The following is a 14,342-nucleotide window of genomic DNA, read 5'->3' as shown; positions in this document are numbered from 1 at the left end:
AAATGGACGCGACCCCGTCTCAAGTCGTGCCGTCCGAGTTCGTGGACCTGGACACCGATTTCCCCGATCTGGCGCTGCCCAGCGACGAGCCCAAGGCGCTGTCGACGCGCACCATCCCGTCAATGGCCCCGGTCGAGGAGATCCCGGTCAAGGTGCAGGCGGTTCTCGGCGGCGCGCGGCTACAGATTGCCGAGCTGCTCCAGACCCGCGCCGGATCGGTAATCGAACTGGATCGCCGCGTCGGCGAACCGGTCGACGTCTATGTCAATGAGCGCCTGATCGCGCGCGGCGAACTGGTGCTGATCGATGGATCGCTCGGCATCACGCTCACGGAAATCGTCAAGCAGGAGCGTTGAGCGGTGAAGCGGGGGAGCCGAACGAAAATCCTGTTGATCGGCGGCATGGCGGGCGAGTTCCGCCTAGCCGCCAACATGGCGCGCGATCTGGGCGCGGAAGTGCATCTGGCGTCGTCGTTCGAGGAGGCGCTGGACGAACTGCGCCATCAGGGCGGCGATCTGGTGATGGTCGAGGTCACGCTCGACGTGGCCGAGCTGATCGCGCGGCTGCGCTCCGAACGGATCGCCGTGCCGGTGCTGGCCTGCGGCGTCGATGCGCCGGCCGACCGCGCGGTCGCCGCGGTGCGCGCCGGGGCCTATGACTATGTGCCGCTGCCGCCGCAGCGCGACCTGATCGCGGCGGTGATCCTGTCGATCGGCGAGCGCCGCACCCATATGATCGGCGAGGATGCGCTGCTCAAGCGCGCGGTCGATTATGCACTCGCCTTTGCCGGGTCGAACGTGCCGGTGCTGTTCGCCGGCGAAAGCGGGACGGGCAAGGAAATGCTCGCCCGGCTTGTCCATGACGCCTCCGACCGGCCGGGCCGGTTCGTGGCCGCCGAATGTCTGGGCGTAGCCGCCGAAGTGCTCGAATCCGAACTGTTCGGCCACCGCGCCGGGGCGTTTCCGGGCGCAGTCGCGCCGCGCGCCGGCCGGCTGGCCGAGGCGGCGGACGGCACGCTGCTGCTGCGCAATGTCGATGCGCTGCCCGCCATCTGTCAGGCCCGGCTACTCGCCGCGCTCGACGACCGCAGCGGCGGTTCGGCGCGGATCATGGCGACGACCAGTTTCGATCTGAAGCAGCGCGTGGCCGAAGGCAGCTTCCGCGCCGATCTCCAGTCGCGGCTGGGGCTGGTGGTCGTCGACCTGCCGGCGCTGCGCGCGCGGCCGGGCGATATCGACCGGCTGGCGGTGTGGTTCGCCACCCAGCTGGCGCAGGAAAACGGCCTGCCCGAACGGCTGTTCGCGCCCGAAAGCCTGACGCTGTTGCGCGGCTATGACTGGCCGGGCAATGTCCGCGAGCTGGAAAATGTCATCCACCGCGCGGTGCTGCTCGCGCGCGGCGAGATGATCGCGCCCGAGGACATTGTGCTCGACGACGGCACGCGCATCGCGCCCTCCGCGCTGGCGGTGCCGGCCGGCGACGGTCAGATCAGCATCGACGGGCTGGTCGGCCGGTCGATGGCCGATGTCGAGCGCGAACTGATCCTGCAGACGCTGGAGCGCTGCGGCGGCAACCGCACCTCTGCCTCGACGATCCTCGGCATTTCGGTGCGGACGATGCGCAACAAGCTGCGCACCTTCATGGAGGCCGGCTATCCGGTCTCGCCGGCGGTCTAAGCCATGCCCCCGCAATTCTCCGACTTTCTGCAGAAGATCGGCGCCAATCGCGACATGGCGCTTGCCGGCGGCGTCATCGCGATCATCGCGATGCTCATCCTGCCGATGCCGCCTTGGCTGCTCGACCTCGGCCTTGCGCTGTCGATCACCTTTTCGATCATGATCCTGATGACGGCTTTGTTCATCGAAAAGCCGCTCGACCTGTCCGCCTTTCCGACGATCCTGCTGATCGCGACGATGCTGCGTCTCGGGCTCAACATCGCCTCGACCCGGCTGATCCTGGGCCATGGCCATGAAGGGCCGGATGCGGCCGGCGGCGTGATCGGGGCGTTTGGCGAGTTCCTGATCGGCGGCGAGGTGGTGATCGGGCTCACGATCTTCATGATCCTGATCGTCATCAACTTCGTCGTCATCACCAAGGGCGCGGGCCGCATCGCCGAAGTCGCGGCGCGGTTCAGCCTCGATTCGATGCCCGGCAAGCAGATGGCGATCGACGCCGATCTGTCGGCGGGCATGATCGACGAAAGCCAGGCGCGCGCGCGCCGTCAGGAAATCGAGGCGGAGAGCGGCTTTTACGGGGCGATGGACGGTGCGTCCAAGTTCGTGAAGGGCGATGCCGTTGCCGGGTTGCTGATCACCGCCATCAACGTGCTGGTCGGCCTTGTGATCGGCGTGCTCGTCCATGGCGTGCCGCTGGCCGAGGCGTTCCGCACCTATACGCTGCTGACCGTCGGCGACGGGCTGGTCAGCCAGATCCCGGCGCTGATCGTGTCGACGGCGGCGGGCCTGCTGGTGTCGAAGGGCGGGGTGACCGGGCGCACCGGTGCCGCACTGACCGCGCAGCTTGGCCGGTCGCCGCGCGCGTTCGGCATGGTCGCGGCCCTGATGGGCGCGCTGGCGCTGCTGCCGGGCCTGCCCTTCATCCCCTTTGCCAGCTTTGCCGCACTCGCCGGCTGGCTGGCCTGGTCGACATCCAAGCGCATCGATCTCGAAGCTGCGCGCGCGCGGCTGGAAAAGGCGCATGCCGATGCGCAGCAGGCGCAGGAGGATGAACCGATCTCGCGCACGCTTGCCATCGATGCGGTGCGGATCGAACTGGGCTTCGGGCTGCTGCCGATCATCAACGAAAGCACCACCGATCCGCGCCTCGACGATCAGGTGCGCGCGCTGCGCCGGCAGATGGCGACCGAATATGGCTTTGTGCTGCCTTCGGTGCGGATCATCGACAACATGGCGCTCAAGGCCAATGAATATGTCGTCTACATCAAGGAGACCGAGGCCGCGCGCGGCGAGCTGCGCCTCGACAAGCTGATGGTCATCAATCCCGGCGGCGGCAGCGTCGGCCTGCCCGGCGACGACACCCGCGAACCGGTGTTCGGTCTGCCGGCGCTGTGGATCGACCGCGACCTGCGCGAGGAAGCGGGCTTTCGCGGCCTGACCGTCGTCGATTGCGGGACGATCATCGCCACGCACCTGACCGAGCTGGTCAAGGACAATATCGCCGACATGCTGTCCTATCTGGAAACCCAGAAGCTGCTCAACGAAGTGCACAAGGACGCCGAAAAGCTGGTGTCCGATCTGGTGCCGTCGAAGATCACCATTTCGGGCGTCCAGCGCATTCTGCAGAATCTGCTGGCCGAGGGTATTTCGATCCGCGACCTGCCGACGATCCTCGAAGGCATTGCCGATTCGGTGCCGCTGACCAGCAATCTGGCGCAGATCACCGAACATGTGCGCAGCCGTCTGGCCCGGCAGATCTCGGCGCAGCAGGCGCGCGACGGGGCCATTCCGATCGTCACCCTGTCGGCCGAATGGGACAATGCATTTGCCGAGAGCATTATCGGCCAGGGCGAGGACCGGCATCTGGCGATGGCCCCCTCGGCGTTGCAGGGCTTCATCGCCGCGGTGCGCGACACCTATGACCGGCTGGCCGGCATGGGCGAGATCCCCTGCATCCTGACCAACCCGTCGATCCGGCCGTTCGTGCGCTCGATCATCGAACGCGTGCGCCCGGCCACCGTCGTGCTGTCGCAGAACGAGATCCACGCCCGGGCGCGGATCCGCTCGCTCGGCACGATCGGCTGACAAACCATCTATAAGAGTCAGGTTGGACCATATGGTCCCGCGGCTCTGAACTGGAAGAGACCCGAATGGACATCAGTGCGCTTCTTGCCGGCACCGCGCCCGTTACCCCGCCGACCGGTACGCCCCCTGCCGCCACCGACGGCTTTGCCGCCACGCTCGGCCAGCTGCTCGCCGGCGCGCCGGGCATCGCTACCGGCCCGGGCGGCGCGGTGCAGGCCGGTCTGGTTTCAAACGGGGCCGGCCAGAAGCAGGGCCAGATCGCCGGCGGCGCGGCCGCTGACGGTCAGGGCGTGACCGGGCTGGCGGGCGAAGGCATTGCGGGCGCGGCGCTGCCGCCCCGGCTGGTTGCGCAGCTGCCGGGCGCGTCGCGCACGCCGTATCTGCCCGCCGACATGATCGAAGGGGTGCCAGCCGACCCGCTGGCAGCGACGCCGATCGCCGCTCCGGCCATGCCGGATGCCATGACCAAGCTGCCGCGTCCGCTGGCCGCAAACCTGCCGGCCGCTGTCGCGCCGGTCCCCGGTGCCGACGCCGGCGAGGCCGCCCCGCTGCCGATCGTCTTTGACGACACCCAATCCGATCCGATCGAGTTTCCCGACCAGTTGCCGCTGCCGGCGCTGGCCGGATCTGCGTCGACAAAGCTGCCCGGAGAGATGACTGGCGAGCTGACCGGCGAGCCGTCTGGCGAACTGGCCGCGGCGGACGAGACAGACCCGTTGCCGGCAGCCGATGGCCAGCCGGTGCTGCTTGCCGCGCTGCCGCCGGAGCCGGCGCAGCCGCCGGTGCGGCGTGGCGCCCCCGATCTTGACCCACCTGCGGCCGAAGCCGCCAAGGCGCCCACGCAGACCGGCGGCCCGGCGGTCGAGGCACCGGCCACCGGCTTCGCCGAGGCTCCGGCCCCGTCCGGTGCGGCGACCGAAATCGCCACGGCGACCGATACCCGCCAGCCGGCTGGCTCCGCCGCGACGGCCTCGTCCGCCGCTCCGCCCCCGACCTCGTCGGTGTCGCAGCAGACCCCATCCCAGCAGATCGCGTCCCAGCAGCCCCCGCCCCAGCAGCCTGTCCCGGCGATCGCCGCCGCGACGGCCCAGCCGGCTGCCGCTTCTGGATCGACCCGGTCCGAAGCCCCCGGTGCGCGTCTGGCGCTGAACAGTGATTTTGCCGCCCGCATGGGCGTCCAGATCGCGCGCCGTCTTGCCCAGGGCAGCGACGAGTTGACCGTGCGCATGGACCCGGCCGAGCTGGGCCGCATTCAGGTGCGGCTGGCCTTTGACGATCAGGGTGCGCTGCGCGCCGTCGTCGCCGCCGACAGCGCCTCGGTGATCGAGGCGATGCGCCGCGATCTGGCCGACATCACCCGTGCGCTCACCGATGCCGGCGTCCGCGCCGATGGCCAGAGCTTCCGGTTCGACCGGGGCGGCCAGGATGGCAGCCAGGGGCAGTCGGCCTGGGCGCGCTGGCAGAATGCGCGCGGCACAAATGCGCTTTCGGGTGACGAACTCGGCGCGCAGGAGCTTTCCTATCGCCCGGCCCGCCGCAACGGCCGGCTCGACCTGATCGCCTGAAGGAGATTGCGATGACTGTCACCCCGACCAGCGCCGGTGCTGGCAATGCCAACGCTCCCTCGGGCCTGTTCGGTGCCAATGGTGCCGACTTCAACCTGTTTCTGAACCTGCTGACGACGCAGCTGCAGAATCAGGATCCGCTCGATCCGATGGACACGTCGCAATACACCCAGCAGCTGGTCCAGTATTCGCAGGTCGAACAGTCGATCCAGCAGACCGGCGTGCTGCGCGACATCCTGTCGCGCCTGTCGGTGCAGGACATGGCCCAGGCATCGGGCCTGATCGGCCGCGAGGTCGAGTTCCAGAATGCGGTGTCGGGCCTGTCCGACCAGCCGGCGCAGTGGAGCTGGTCGGCGCCGCGCGCGGCGGCCACGATGGTCGCGACCGTGAGCAATGAACGTGGCCAGGTGCTCGCCACCCAGCCGCTGACGCCGGGTCTTGACGGGCGGTTCAGCTGGGACGGGCAGCTGGCAACGGGGGCGCAGGCCCCGGCCGGCGGCTATACGCTCAAGATCGAGGCGAAGGATGTGAACGGCACCGCGGTGCCCGTGACCGTGCGCAGCACCGGCCGCGTGCAGGACGTGATCGCCGATCAGGGCAAGCTCGCGGTCGGCGTGCGCGGCATCACCCTGCCGCTCGATCAGGTTGTCCGCGTCGCCGCCCCCGCGATTTGATCCACAGCAAAAAACGCCCATCCGCGCGGGTTTACGGCCAGCGCGCCCTATAATGAGAGGGTGCGGTACAGCGGCGTGACAGCGTCCGCACCAGTGCTCGCTCAGGCGCCGACGGGCAACCGGGCAGCAAGACGGAACGGCAGGCTGATCCCCAACAGCCTGCCGTTTTTCCGTATCTGGAGTCTGCCCGCCGATCCCCGGCGACCGGCACTCAGCCAGTTATCAACGCTCAAGCTCTTGCCTGTCCCGGGCTTGTGGATGAGCACCCCGGCCCCGGCAATCCGCGCCAGCGCGCGATGACCGACCGCAGCCGACACAGCCCGATGCCGCGCAGCGCATCCGCGCCGATCGCATCGAAACAGCGCCGATCGCGTTTCTGCTTGGGGTGATGCCGGATCGTCTGGGCCAGCGTCATCGCCGGCGATGCAGTTTCGAGGCCCTCCCGCTCCAAGGGGTGTGAGGGAGAGCGGGAGGGCCTCGACCGGGACGCCCGTTGCCGGGACGCCCGATTGCTGAACATCAGGCCGCGATCGAGCGCGGCAGAGCCATGACCGGGGCCGCACTGGCCACCGTGAAATCTTCAATCGCGCAGCCGGGCAGGCCGGCGGGTTCGCACAGCAGCGCGATGCAATCGACCACCGACGGGTCTTCGCGCGGGCCGATCGTCTCGGCAATCTCGTCGATCGTCATGCCGGCCGACAGCGCCTTGGCAGCCGCTGCCGCCCACAGGGCGCCGGTGTCGTTGACGGACAGGCGCACGGTCACATCGACTTCGCGCAGTTCCGATGCGCCGGTGCGCGATGCACCCTGGGCAATGCCGGAATGGTTGAACTCGCGCAGATCCATTACGCAGCTCCACTAGCCAACGGTGGTTCCCGGTGCGCCGGGCTGCCACTGATCGGGCAGGGCCAGGACGCGGACAGTTTCACCGTTCGTTTACCAATATCTGCCCGAGGGTGGTTTGAGACCACTCCGGTCTTTCCCTTAGCGTAGTTGTCCGAAGACCCATTGGCGGTCAGTGCAGCCGCATTTCGAGCGCGCGGCTGAGGCTGCGCGAATGGGCGATCACAAGGCAGAGTTCCGCGTAAAGCTTGTCCCAGAACGGCGCCGCGATGGTGAAGCGGCGGCCATGCTGCTGGGTGATGACGATGCGCGGCACGGGTTCGCAAACCAGTTGGAAGCGCGACGAGAATGGGCCTTCGCTATATTCATCGGGCAGGCCCGAAGGCAGCGCCAGCCGGGCCGACATGATGTAGCCGCCAAGCAGCTCGGTGCCATAGGGGTCGAGCATGATCCGCTCGTCCTCGGTGCCCGCGGGATCCTCCAGCACGATCAGCGCGCCGCCCGGATGTGCATCGATGCTCACCCGCAGCCTGGCTCCCAGCGTATCGATGATGTCTCTGACCCGAGGGAACACAAAACCTCACAAAACCCTAATCGCATTATAGCGGGGCATGACGCCCGCCCGCGCCGCGCCGGCAAAATCTTGGGCGGCGCTGTCGGGCCGGTCGCCGGTGCGCGTTCCGGGTCTGGGGGAAGGACGCGGGCGGCACCTCCGCATCCGCTGGCGCGTCTGCGGGGGGTGCCGCCATCAGGTCAGAACGGGAACAGCGCGTCGTAGATCTGCTGCGCCCAGCGGGTCTGCTGGAGATCGGTCAGCTGGCCGCGCCCGCCATAGCTGATCCGCGCTTCGGCGATCTGGCTGTGGCGGATGCTGTTGTCGCGGGCAATGTCCTGCGGCCGGATCATCCCGGTCAGGATCAGCTCGCGCAGTTCGAAGTTGACCCGGATTTCCTGCCGCCCGCGAATGACCAGATTGCCGTTGGGCAGCACGCTGGTGACGACCGCCGACATGGTCAGGTTGATCGTTTCGCTGCGGCTGGTGTTGCCCTGGCCGGCCGAGCGGCTTTCGGATTCGGATTCGACCAGATTGCCGGTGTCGGGCTGGCCGGGCAGCACGTCCTGCAACAGCCCTTCCAGCCCGAGCAGCGAGGCAAGCCCCGCATTTTCCGAGCTGGTGCGGCTGCGCTGGGTGGCGTTGTCGACGATCGCCCGGTCCTGCACGTTGATGCGGATCGTCAGGATGTCGCCGGTGCGGCTGGCGCGCTGATCACGGAACAGCCCGGCCGCGCCGGCGCGGAAGATCGATGCGGTCTGCACCGGTGCGTCGGCAGGGGCAGCGCGCGCGCCGGCTTCGAGCCGTTCGTTCATGCCCGAGCTGGCGATCGAGCGTTCCCAGGGCGGGGTGGGCACGCTTTCCTGGGGGGTCATCTTGGGCGGCTTGCCGACCGCTGCCAGCCGGCCGGCGGCACCGCAGCCGGCAAGGGTGGGGGCCAGCGCCGCCATCAGCAGGGTCAGGGAAATGGACTTGTTCACGCGCCTGGCTCCGTTGGTCAGTTGGCGGCGATGCGGACCGAGGCGGGGCCATCGACCGCGCCTTCGAGCGTCTTGTTGCTGGGGGCGACGACGCGGACGACATCGCCGCGCCGCCCGTCGGACAGGGCACGGCCCTGGGCGGTGATGGTCAGCCCGCCATTGCGCAGATGCAGAGTCACCGGCTCGCCGCGCCGCACGAGGCGCGGGGTCATGACGTCGCCCGAGCGCACGACCGTGCCCGCGTTCAGCCGCCGCGTCGCTTCCAGCCCGGCGGCGGCATTGGCGGCCAGCGCCCCTGTCGCCTGACCGGTCGGCACGTCCTGCGCGACAAAGTCGGTGGTCGCGATGATCTCGCCGCGCTCGACCGGGCGGGCGAGGACGAAGGCGCTCGCCATCGGCGCGGCCGGGGGCAGTGCCCCCGGTGCCGCGCCGGGCAGGCCGGCGAGCAGAAGCGCCAGACCCAGCATCGCCGTCACCGCAGCTGGCTGGAGGTGGCGAGCATTTCGTCGACCGTCTTCACCACCCGGCTGTTCATCTCATAGGCGCGCTGGGCGCTGATCAGGGCGGTGATTTCGGCAACCGGATTGACGTTCGAGGCCTCGAGGAACCCCTGGCGCAGCATGCCGAACCCCGGATCGCCCGGCGAGGCGATGTTGGGCTGGCCCGATGCGGCGGTCGCGAGGAACAGATTGCCGCCCTGCGCCTCCAGCCCCGCTTCGTTGACGAACGTCGCCAGCTGCAACTGGCCGACATCCTGCAGCTCGGCCTGGCCGGCGACCTTGATCTGGACGATTCCGGTGCGCGAAATGCTCACATCGGTTGCCTGGGGCGGGATGGTCACGCCCGGCTGCACCGCATAGCCATCGGCGGTCACCAGTTCGCCCTGATCGGACAGCTGGAACGATCCGGCACGGGTATAGGCGATTTCGCCCGACGGCATCAGGATCTGGAAATAGCCATTGCCCTCGATTGCGACGTCATACTGGTTGTCGGTGGTCGTCATCGCCCCCTGTTCGGAGATGCGGTAGACGCCGCCGGTGCGCACGCCCGCGCCGATCTGGATGCCCGAAGGCGCGCGCGCCTGCGGCCCGCCGGTCGCCGCGCCCGGGCGCGACACCTGCTGATAGAGCAGGTCCTGAAACTCGGCCCGCTGCTTCTTGTAGGCGGTGGTGTTCATGTTGGCGATGTTGTTCGAGATCACATCGACATTGGTCTGCTGGGCCAGCATGCCGGTGGCGGAAATCGACAGGGAACGCATCGGGTCTACTCCTGGAAAAAAGGGTCTGGGCGCGGATCAGCCGCCGATGCGGCCGAGCCGCTCGACGGCGCGCTTGCGCATGTCGTTGATCGCATCGGCCATGCGCTGGCTGGTCTGATAGGAACGCAGGATCTGGATCATGTTGGTGGTCTCGACGATCGGCTGCACGTTCGAACCTTCCAGCCCGCCGCTGCGCAGCTTCGTCTCGCCGGCGGCGAGCACGCGGCCATTTTCGGCCGCCATCAGCCCGTCGCCGCGCGGCGTGACGCCGGCTTCATTGTCGAACACCGTGATCGCGATGCGGCCCAGCGGACCGTCCGGCCCCATGATCGAACCGTCATTGGCGATCGTCACCCGGCCGATCATTTCGGGCGGCACGGTGATCGGCTGGCCGCCTTCGCCGCGCACCGGCTGGCCGTTGCTCGTCACCAGCTGGCCGGTGTCGAGCAGCTTGAACTGGCCCGCGCGCGTATAGCCGGTGCCGCCATCGGGCAGCGCGACCGCGAAATAGCCCTGGCCGTCAATCGCCACGTCGAGCGGATTGCCCGTCGCCTGAAAGCCGCCGAGCGCGGTGTCGTGGACGGCCCCGAAATCGAGCACGAACGACACGTTGCGCGCATCGCGCGTCATCGCGTCCTCGCCGCGCTTCAGCATTTCGTGGAACACCGGCTGCTCGCGGCGGAACCCCACGGTGCTGACATTGGCCATGTTGTTGGCAACCACGTCGAGCCGGCGACGCAGCGCCTGTTCGTGGCTGAGCAGCACATAGGAAGAAATGTCCATCCTCACCTCGGCAAAAAAGCGCAGGATCGGCGGGCACTAGGCAAGTTTTGCCGATCACCATCCTATAATAGGAGAGAATGACGCGTTCGCGGTGCCGCCGGGGCGATTTACCGGCGAGCCTGCGAGAAGGGGATTTTGTGGCAAACCAGAAGACAAAGCTGCCGGACGGTCTGAGCGAGGCCGGCGACAAGAAGGACGGCGGTGCGCCCGGTGCGGATGAAAATGCCGAAGCCGGTGCCTCGCCCAATCCGAAAAAACGCAAGCTGATCATCATCGGCGCGGCTGCCGCGCTGCTGGTGGTCGGCGGCGGCGGCGGCGCGCTGTTCATGATGTCGGGTGGCGACAAGCCCAAGGCCGAAGAAGCCGCCGAGGCCGAAGAGGAAGAGGCACCGGCCGAAGGCGAGGGCGAGGGCAAGGAGAATGTCTTTGTCGACACCCCGCCCATGACCGTCAATCTGCGCACCGCCGATGGCAGCGCGCGGTTCCTGAAGATCCATTTCATGCTGGTGCCCGGCAAGGCGACGTCGGACGCGATCACCAAGAAGCTGCCGCTGGTGCTCGACAGCTACCAGCCCTTCCTGCGCGAACTGAGGCCCGAGGATCTGTCGGGTTCGGCCGCCACCTTCCGCATGAAGGAAGAAATGCTGATCCGCGCCAATGCCGTGCTCGGCAAGGCGGCGGTGCGCGACGTTCTCATCCAGGATCTTACCCAGCAATGAGCGATCCGTTCGAGGAGTTCGAGCTGCCCGAGCCCAAGCCGATGGAGATCGGCGCGGCGGGCGATCTCGACCAGGCCGATATCGACGCGCTGTTCGGCGACATTGGCGGCCCGGCGCCGACCAAGAGCGGCCTGCGCGCGGTCGTCGAATCCGATATCGTCAATCACGAGCGTCTGCCGATGCTCGAGGTCATATGCGACCGCGTGATCCGCAGCTTTGCGACCAACATGCGCAACCTGACCTCCGATGCGATCGACGTGACGCTGGAGGAGGTCACCGGCACCCGTTTCGGCGAGATCATGAACCGCGTCGCGCTGCCCGCGATGTTCGGCGTGTTCAAGGTGCGCGAATGGGAAAACTTCGGCATCATGGTGGTCGAGCCGAGCCTGATCTATTCGGTCGTCGACGCGCTGCTCGGCGGGCGCAAGGGCGCGGGCCAGCAGATGCGCGTCGAGGGGCGCGCCTTCACCACCATCGAAACCGCGCTGGTCGCGCGGATGATGCAGCTGGCGCTCAACGATCTTGCCCATGCCTTTGAACAGGTGGCGCAGATCTCGATCGATCTCGAACGCATCGAAAGCAGCCCGCGCTTTGCCGCCGTGGCCGGCCCGTCCAACGTCACCGCCGTGTGCACCTTCCGCGTCGAGATGGAGGGGCGGGGCGGCAAATTCTCGTTCCTGCTGCCGCACACCACGCTGGAGCCGGTGCGCGACAAGCTGCTCCAGCGCTTCATGGGCGAAAAGTCCGGGCGCGACGGCATCTGGGAAACCCATATGGACCGCGAGCTGCGCAAGACCGAGCTGTCGCTGCGCGCCGTGCTGTCGGAACGGATGATGAAGCTGCAGGACGTGCGCGATCTCCAGATCGGCGAAACGCTGCCGCTCAACAAGCATCCCGACGATCCGCTCGAAATCCATTGTTCGGGGATCAAGCTGGGCATGGCCCAGCTTGGCCAGCGCAACAACAGCATCGCCGTGCGCATGCTGACCGACATTGTCAGGAACTGATCCGATGAGCTTTGCCACCACATCCAATATCGTCACCGTCATCCTGTGCATCGCGGTGCTCGTCCAGTCGATGCGGATGATGCGCAGCCTTGCCGCGTTCAAGGCGGCCGATCTGCCGGCAACCGTGCAGGCGCTGGAAACGGCGACCGGCCATGCCCGGCAGGTGCTGTCCGAACTGAAGGACGTGCTGCGCCGCGAGGCCGATCCGTCGATGCGCCGGCTGGGCGAGGCGGAGGCGATCCGCGACGAGCTGAAGGTGATGATCGACATCGCCAACGCGACCGCCGATCGGCTGATGGACAGCGCCAGCGCGGCCCGCAAGGCCGAGGCCGATCTGGCCGCCGCCACTGCTCCGGCCGATGCCGAGACGCTGGCCGATGACGACCGGGTGATCGCATGATCGTCCGCCCGTCGCTGCTGATGCTGACCGCGCTTGCCGCCGGCGCATCGGCGCTGACCAATGCGATCGCCGCCGCCGGGCCGGCCCCGGCCCCGGCCGAACAGACCCGGCTGGGCGTGTCGATCCAGCAGGACATGGCCGCGCGCGACCGTGCCGCCGCGCAGCGCAACCGTGCGCTCGACATGCGCGAACAGGCGGCCCGTGCCGCCGAGGCGCGGCTGAAAGCGGCCGGGGTCGGGGCCGAGGCCGCGCCGCCGGGGCGGCCGGGGGCTCCTGCTGCCGATCCTGCCGATGAACGCTATGGCGAACTGGCGCGCATCTATCAGGCGATGAAGCCCAAGGCCGCTGCCGTGGTGTTCGAACAGCTGGCGATGGACGTGCAGGTCGAGGTGGCCGAGCGGATGCGCGACCGGTCGACCGCCGCGATCCTGGCGGCGATGACGCCCAAGGGCGCGGCGGCGCTGTCGATGGCGATTGCCCGTCGTCAGGCCGCGCCGGCACCCGGCGCGCGGGTCGCCGCGCGCTGAGACTGGCCGGGGCGGTTGCCGATCTGCCGCGCTTTCCGGATCGCCGGGTGCGGCGACCCGGCTGACCAGGCGCGAGATGCGCCGCGACTTCGCGCATGACCCGATCATCACCGACAAAAAAAAGGGGCGCTGCCGACCGGCCGCGCCCCTTTTTTGCTCATGGCTTCGATTGCCAAGGCGCCCGGCCATCCTGTTCGGGGCCGGGTGCGGGCCGGATCAGACCGGCTTGGCCGCGACGGCGGTGATCAGCACTTCATGGATGCCGGCATGTTCCTTGCGCAGCGCGGCGGTCAGCTTCTTTGCCAGCTCGGCGCTGTCGACGGCGTGGAAGGGCGAGGCGTAGAGCCGCGCGAAATCCATCATCGTCGTGAAGGTCGCGGCGCGCAGGCGCGGCATCTGCGGACCCATTTCGCCGGCGCTCGCCGCATCCTTGGCGCTCAGATACAGATGCACGCGCAGTTCGCCCTGCACATGATCGCCATCGACGATCGGCACGGCCATCGGCTCCAGCTTCACGAGCGCAAGCTCGGTCGGCGCCTTATTGTCGGCTTCGCCACCCGCCCCACCGGCGGCAGTGGCACTGCCAAGCGCGGCCGCGGCCGCAAGCGTGAACATCAGTTTCTGCACTTTTACACCACGATCTGGGGAACGCGACCCGCATTATACCGACAGTTCCTCCTATAATAGATGCTGAAGATGATTAACGGTGGCGAATGGGTCAGGATCAGAAACCGGGCAAGCTTCGGGTCGTTGGCGGCGGGCGCACGCCCGCTGCTGCGCAAAGCAAGGCTGACGAGCAGACGGCCAAGGCGGATGCCGCCGCGCCGCCAGTCGCGGCCCCTGCGCCCGCGCCCTCGCTGGTGATGCCGCTGATTCTGTTCCTGCTCGCCTGTGCGGGCGGCGGGGCCGGGGTTGCCTGGCTGCGCTCCGCAGGGATGCTCGGCTGATGGCGCGCGTCGTCCGCCTGCGCGCTGCCGCGCTCGCCGCTGCCGGGATCATGGCCGCGCTCGCCCCGTTGCCGGGGGCGCTGGCCGATACGCCGCGCCCGCCGGTCCAGCCATCGGTCAATCCGCCGGCCCGGCCCGAACCGGCCAGCCCCACCCGCGCCGGCCCCACCCGTGCAGGTAAGGCCAAGGCCGATCAGACGGCCGCTGCGGCCCGCGCCCCGCAAAAGACACCCGCCACCGCCCGGCCGGCATCGGCCGCGCCTGCATCCGCAAAGCCTGCCCCCGCGCCGGCCGCCGGGGCATCCGCGCCTGAACCGGCTGCGGC

The 14,342-nt window shown here is 68.4% G+C and carries 19 protein-coding genes; 11 read left to right on the top strand and 8 right to left on the bottom strand.

The features are described 5' to 3' along the window. The first annotated feature begins 2 nt into the window (after positions 1-2). The 5 genes from fliN to OPU66_RS10895 all read left to right on the top strand — a co-directional run bounded on the left by fliN (position 3) and on the right by OPU66_RS10895 (position 6,000). Positions 3-356 carry a flagellar motor switch protein FliN gene (gene fliN, locus OPU66_RS10915; protein ID WP_498553679.1) on the top strand — a complete coding sequence of 118 codons (354 nt, stop codon included), beginning with the start codon at positions 3-5 and terminating at the stop codon, positions 354-356. 45 nt (positions 357-401) lie between these two features. Continuing rightward, positions 402-1,676, top strand: coding sequence for a sigma-54-dependent transcriptional regulator (locus OPU66_RS10910; RefSeq protein WP_498553678.1), 1,275 nt, complete (start codon positions 402-404; stop codon positions 1,674-1,676). Between the two features lie 3 nt (positions 1,677-1,679). Continuing rightward, entirely contained in the window at positions 1,680-3,761 is a 2,082-nt protein-coding gene (flhA, locus tag OPU66_RS10905; protein ID WP_498553677.1) for a flagellar biosynthesis protein FlhA, read from the top strand. Between the two features lie 65 nt (positions 3,762-3,826). Next, positions 3,827-5,326 carry a flagellar hook-length control protein FliK gene (locus OPU66_RS10900; RefSeq protein ID WP_498553676.1) on the top strand — a complete coding sequence of 500 codons (1,500 nt, stop codon included), beginning with the start codon at positions 3,827-3,829 and terminating at the stop codon, positions 5,324-5,326. A gap of 11 nt (positions 5,327-5,337) precedes the next feature. Then, positions 5,338-6,000: a flagellar hook assembly protein FlgD gene (locus tag OPU66_RS10895; RefSeq protein ID WP_498553675.1), complete on the top strand. Its 663-nt coding sequence runs from the start codon at positions 5,338-5,340 to the stop codon at positions 5,998-6,000. A 229-nt stretch (positions 6,001-6,229) separates the two neighbouring features. On the opposite strand, the gene OPU66_RS10890 is transcribed toward OPU66_RS10895, so the two are convergent. The 7 genes from OPU66_RS10890 to flgF form a co-directional block, all read right to left on the bottom strand. Next, positions 6,230-6,415, bottom strand: coding sequence for a hypothetical protein (locus OPU66_RS10890; protein WP_498553674.1), 186 nt, complete (start codon positions 6,413-6,415; stop codon positions 6,230-6,232). 104 nt (positions 6,416-6,519) lie between these two features. Beyond that, positions 6,520-6,846, bottom strand: coding sequence for a hypothetical protein (locus OPU66_RS10885; RefSeq protein WP_498553673.1), 327 nt, complete (start codon positions 6,844-6,846; stop codon positions 6,520-6,522). 169 nt (positions 6,847-7,015) lie between these two features. Beyond that, positions 7,016-7,366 carry a hypothetical protein gene (locus OPU66_RS10880; protein WP_498553672.1) on the bottom strand — a complete coding sequence of 117 codons (351 nt, stop codon included), beginning with the start codon at positions 7,364-7,366 and terminating at the stop codon, positions 7,016-7,018. A gap of 230 nt (positions 7,367-7,596) precedes the next feature. Continuing rightward, positions 7,597-8,364 carry a flagellar basal body L-ring protein FlgH gene (gene flgH, locus OPU66_RS10875; protein ID WP_498553703.1) on the bottom strand — a complete coding sequence of 256 codons (768 nt, stop codon included), beginning with the start codon at positions 8,362-8,364 and terminating at the stop codon, positions 7,597-7,599. 29 nt (positions 8,365-8,393) lie between these two features. Further along, positions 8,394-8,843: a flagellar basal body P-ring formation chaperone FlgA gene (flgA, locus tag OPU66_RS10870; RefSeq protein WP_498553671.1), complete on the bottom strand. Its 450-nt coding sequence runs from the start codon at positions 8,841-8,843 to the stop codon at positions 8,394-8,396. A 5-nt stretch (positions 8,844-8,848) separates the two neighbouring features. Next, positions 8,849-9,634 carry a flagellar basal-body rod protein FlgG gene (gene flgG, locus OPU66_RS10865; protein WP_498553670.1) on the bottom strand — a complete coding sequence of 262 codons (786 nt, stop codon included), beginning with the start codon at positions 9,632-9,634 and terminating at the stop codon, positions 8,849-8,851. A 36-nt stretch (positions 9,635-9,670) separates the two neighbouring features. Next, entirely contained in the window at positions 9,671-10,417 is a 747-nt protein-coding gene (gene flgF / locus OPU66_RS10860; RefSeq protein ID WP_498553669.1) for a flagellar basal-body rod protein FlgF, read from the bottom strand. 137 nt (positions 10,418-10,554) lie between these two features. Between flgF and OPU66_RS10855 the strand changes: the two genes are divergently transcribed. Genes OPU66_RS10855 through OPU66_RS10840 form a run of 4 tightly spaced genes read left to right on the top strand, consistent with a single transcriptional unit; the run spans position 10,555 to position 13,070 of the window. Beyond that, complete coding sequence (locus tag OPU66_RS10855; RefSeq protein WP_498553668.1) at positions 10,555-11,136, top strand: flagellar basal body-associated FliL family protein; 582 nt, start codon at positions 10,555-10,557, stop codon at positions 11,134-11,136. Beyond that, positions 11,133-12,143, top strand: coding sequence for a flagellar motor switch protein FliM (gene fliM, locus OPU66_RS10850; protein WP_498553667.1), 1,011 nt, complete (start codon positions 11,133-11,135; stop codon positions 12,141-12,143). The genes OPU66_RS10855 and fliM overlap by 4 nt, the downstream gene beginning before the upstream one ends. A gap of 4 nt (positions 12,144-12,147) precedes the next feature. Next, positions 12,148-12,543, top strand: a complete 396-nt coding sequence (locus OPU66_RS10845) for a DUF6468 domain-containing protein (RefSeq protein WP_498553666.1) — start codon at positions 12,148-12,150, stop codon at positions 12,541-12,543. Next, the gene (locus tag OPU66_RS10840; RefSeq protein WP_498553665.1) at positions 12,540-13,070 is read left to right on the top strand and encodes a MotE family protein; all 531 of its coding nucleotides are present in this window, start codon (positions 12,540-12,542) and stop codon (positions 13,068-13,070) included. Before OPU66_RS10845 ends, OPU66_RS10840 begins: the two co-directional genes overlap by 4 nt. 216 nt (positions 13,071-13,286) lie before the next feature. Here the strand turns inward: OPU66_RS10840 and OPU66_RS10835 are convergent, their stop codons facing one another. Next, the gene (locus OPU66_RS10835; protein WP_498553664.1) at positions 13,287-13,685 is read right to left on the bottom strand and encodes a hypothetical protein; all 399 of its coding nucleotides are present in this window, start codon (positions 13,683-13,685) and stop codon (positions 13,287-13,289) included. Positions 13,686-13,783: 98 nt separating this feature from the next. Between OPU66_RS10835 and OPU66_RS10830 the strand changes: the two genes are divergently transcribed. Together OPU66_RS10830 and OPU66_RS10825 are read left to right on the top strand one after the other, a co-directional pair. Continuing rightward, complete coding sequence (locus tag OPU66_RS10830) at positions 13,784-14,017, top strand: hypothetical protein (protein ID WP_498553663.1); 234 nt, start codon at positions 13,784-13,786, stop codon at positions 14,015-14,017. Then, positions 14,017-14,342 (top strand): hypothetical protein (locus OPU66_RS10825; RefSeq protein WP_498553662.1); only part of this gene is annotated, 326 nt, incomplete at its 3' end. The genes OPU66_RS10830 and OPU66_RS10825, both read left to right, overlap by 1 nt.

It is taken from the genome of Sphingomonas sp. URJC2 (genome assembly GCF_059803575.1).
Note: the sequence above shows the minus strand (reverse complement) of the source record. Positions and strands in the feature narration are given on the sequence as shown.

What these genes read in the sequence shown, in the direction of transcription:
- fliN (WP_498553679.1), top strand. Translation starts at nt 3, where the DNA reads ATGGACGCGACCCCGTCTCAAGTCGTGCCGTCCGAGTTCGTGGACCTG.
- OPU66_RS10910 (WP_498553678.1), top strand. Translation starts at nt 402, where the DNA reads ATGGCGGGCGAGTTCCGCCTAGCCGCCAACATGGCGCGCGATCTGGGC.
- flhA (WP_498553677.1), top strand. Translation starts at nt 1,680, where the DNA reads ATGCCCCCGCAATTCTCCGACTTTCTGCAGAAGATCGGCGCCAATCGC.
- OPU66_RS10900 (WP_498553676.1), top strand. Translation starts at nt 3,827, where the DNA reads ATGGACATCAGTGCGCTTCTTGCCGGCACCGCGCCCGTTACCCCGCCG.
- OPU66_RS10895 (WP_498553675.1), top strand. Translation starts at nt 5,338, where the DNA reads ATGACTGTCACCCCGACCAGCGCCGGTGCTGGCAATGCCAACGCTCCC.
- OPU66_RS10890 (WP_498553674.1), bottom strand. Translation starts at nt 6,415, where the DNA reads ATGACGCTGGCCCAGACGATCCGGCATCACCCCAAGCAGAAACGCGAT.
- OPU66_RS10885 (WP_498553673.1), bottom strand. Translation starts at nt 6,846, where the DNA reads ATGGATCTGCGCGAGTTCAACCATTCCGGCATTGCCCAGGGTGCATCG.
- flgA (WP_498553671.1), bottom strand. Translation starts at nt 8,843, where the DNA reads ATGCTGGGTCTGGCGCTTCTGCTCGCCGGCCTGCCCGGCGCGGCACCG.
- flgG (WP_498553670.1), bottom strand. Translation starts at nt 9,634, where the DNA reads ATGCGTTCCCTGTCGATTTCCGCCACCGGCATGCTGGCCCAGCAGACC.
- flgF (WP_498553669.1), bottom strand. Translation starts at nt 10,417, where the DNA reads ATGGACATTTCTTCCTATGTGCTGCTCAGCCACGAACAGGCGCTGCGT.
- fliM (WP_498553667.1), top strand. Translation starts at nt 11,133, where the DNA reads ATGAGCGATCCGTTCGAGGAGTTCGAGCTGCCCGAGCCCAAGCCGATG.
- OPU66_RS10845 (WP_498553666.1), top strand. Translation starts at nt 12,148, where the DNA reads ATGAGCTTTGCCACCACATCCAATATCGTCACCGTCATCCTGTGCATC.
- OPU66_RS10840 (WP_498553665.1), top strand. Translation starts at nt 12,540, where the DNA reads ATGATCGTCCGCCCGTCGCTGCTGATGCTGACCGCGCTTGCCGCCGGC.
- OPU66_RS10835 (WP_498553664.1), bottom strand. Translation starts at nt 13,685, where the DNA reads ATGTTCACGCTTGCGGCCGCGGCCGCGCTTGGCAGTGCCACTGCCGCC.
- OPU66_RS10830 (WP_498553663.1), top strand. Translation starts at nt 13,784, where the DNA reads ATGGGTCAGGATCAGAAACCGGGCAAGCTTCGGGTCGTTGGCGGCGGG.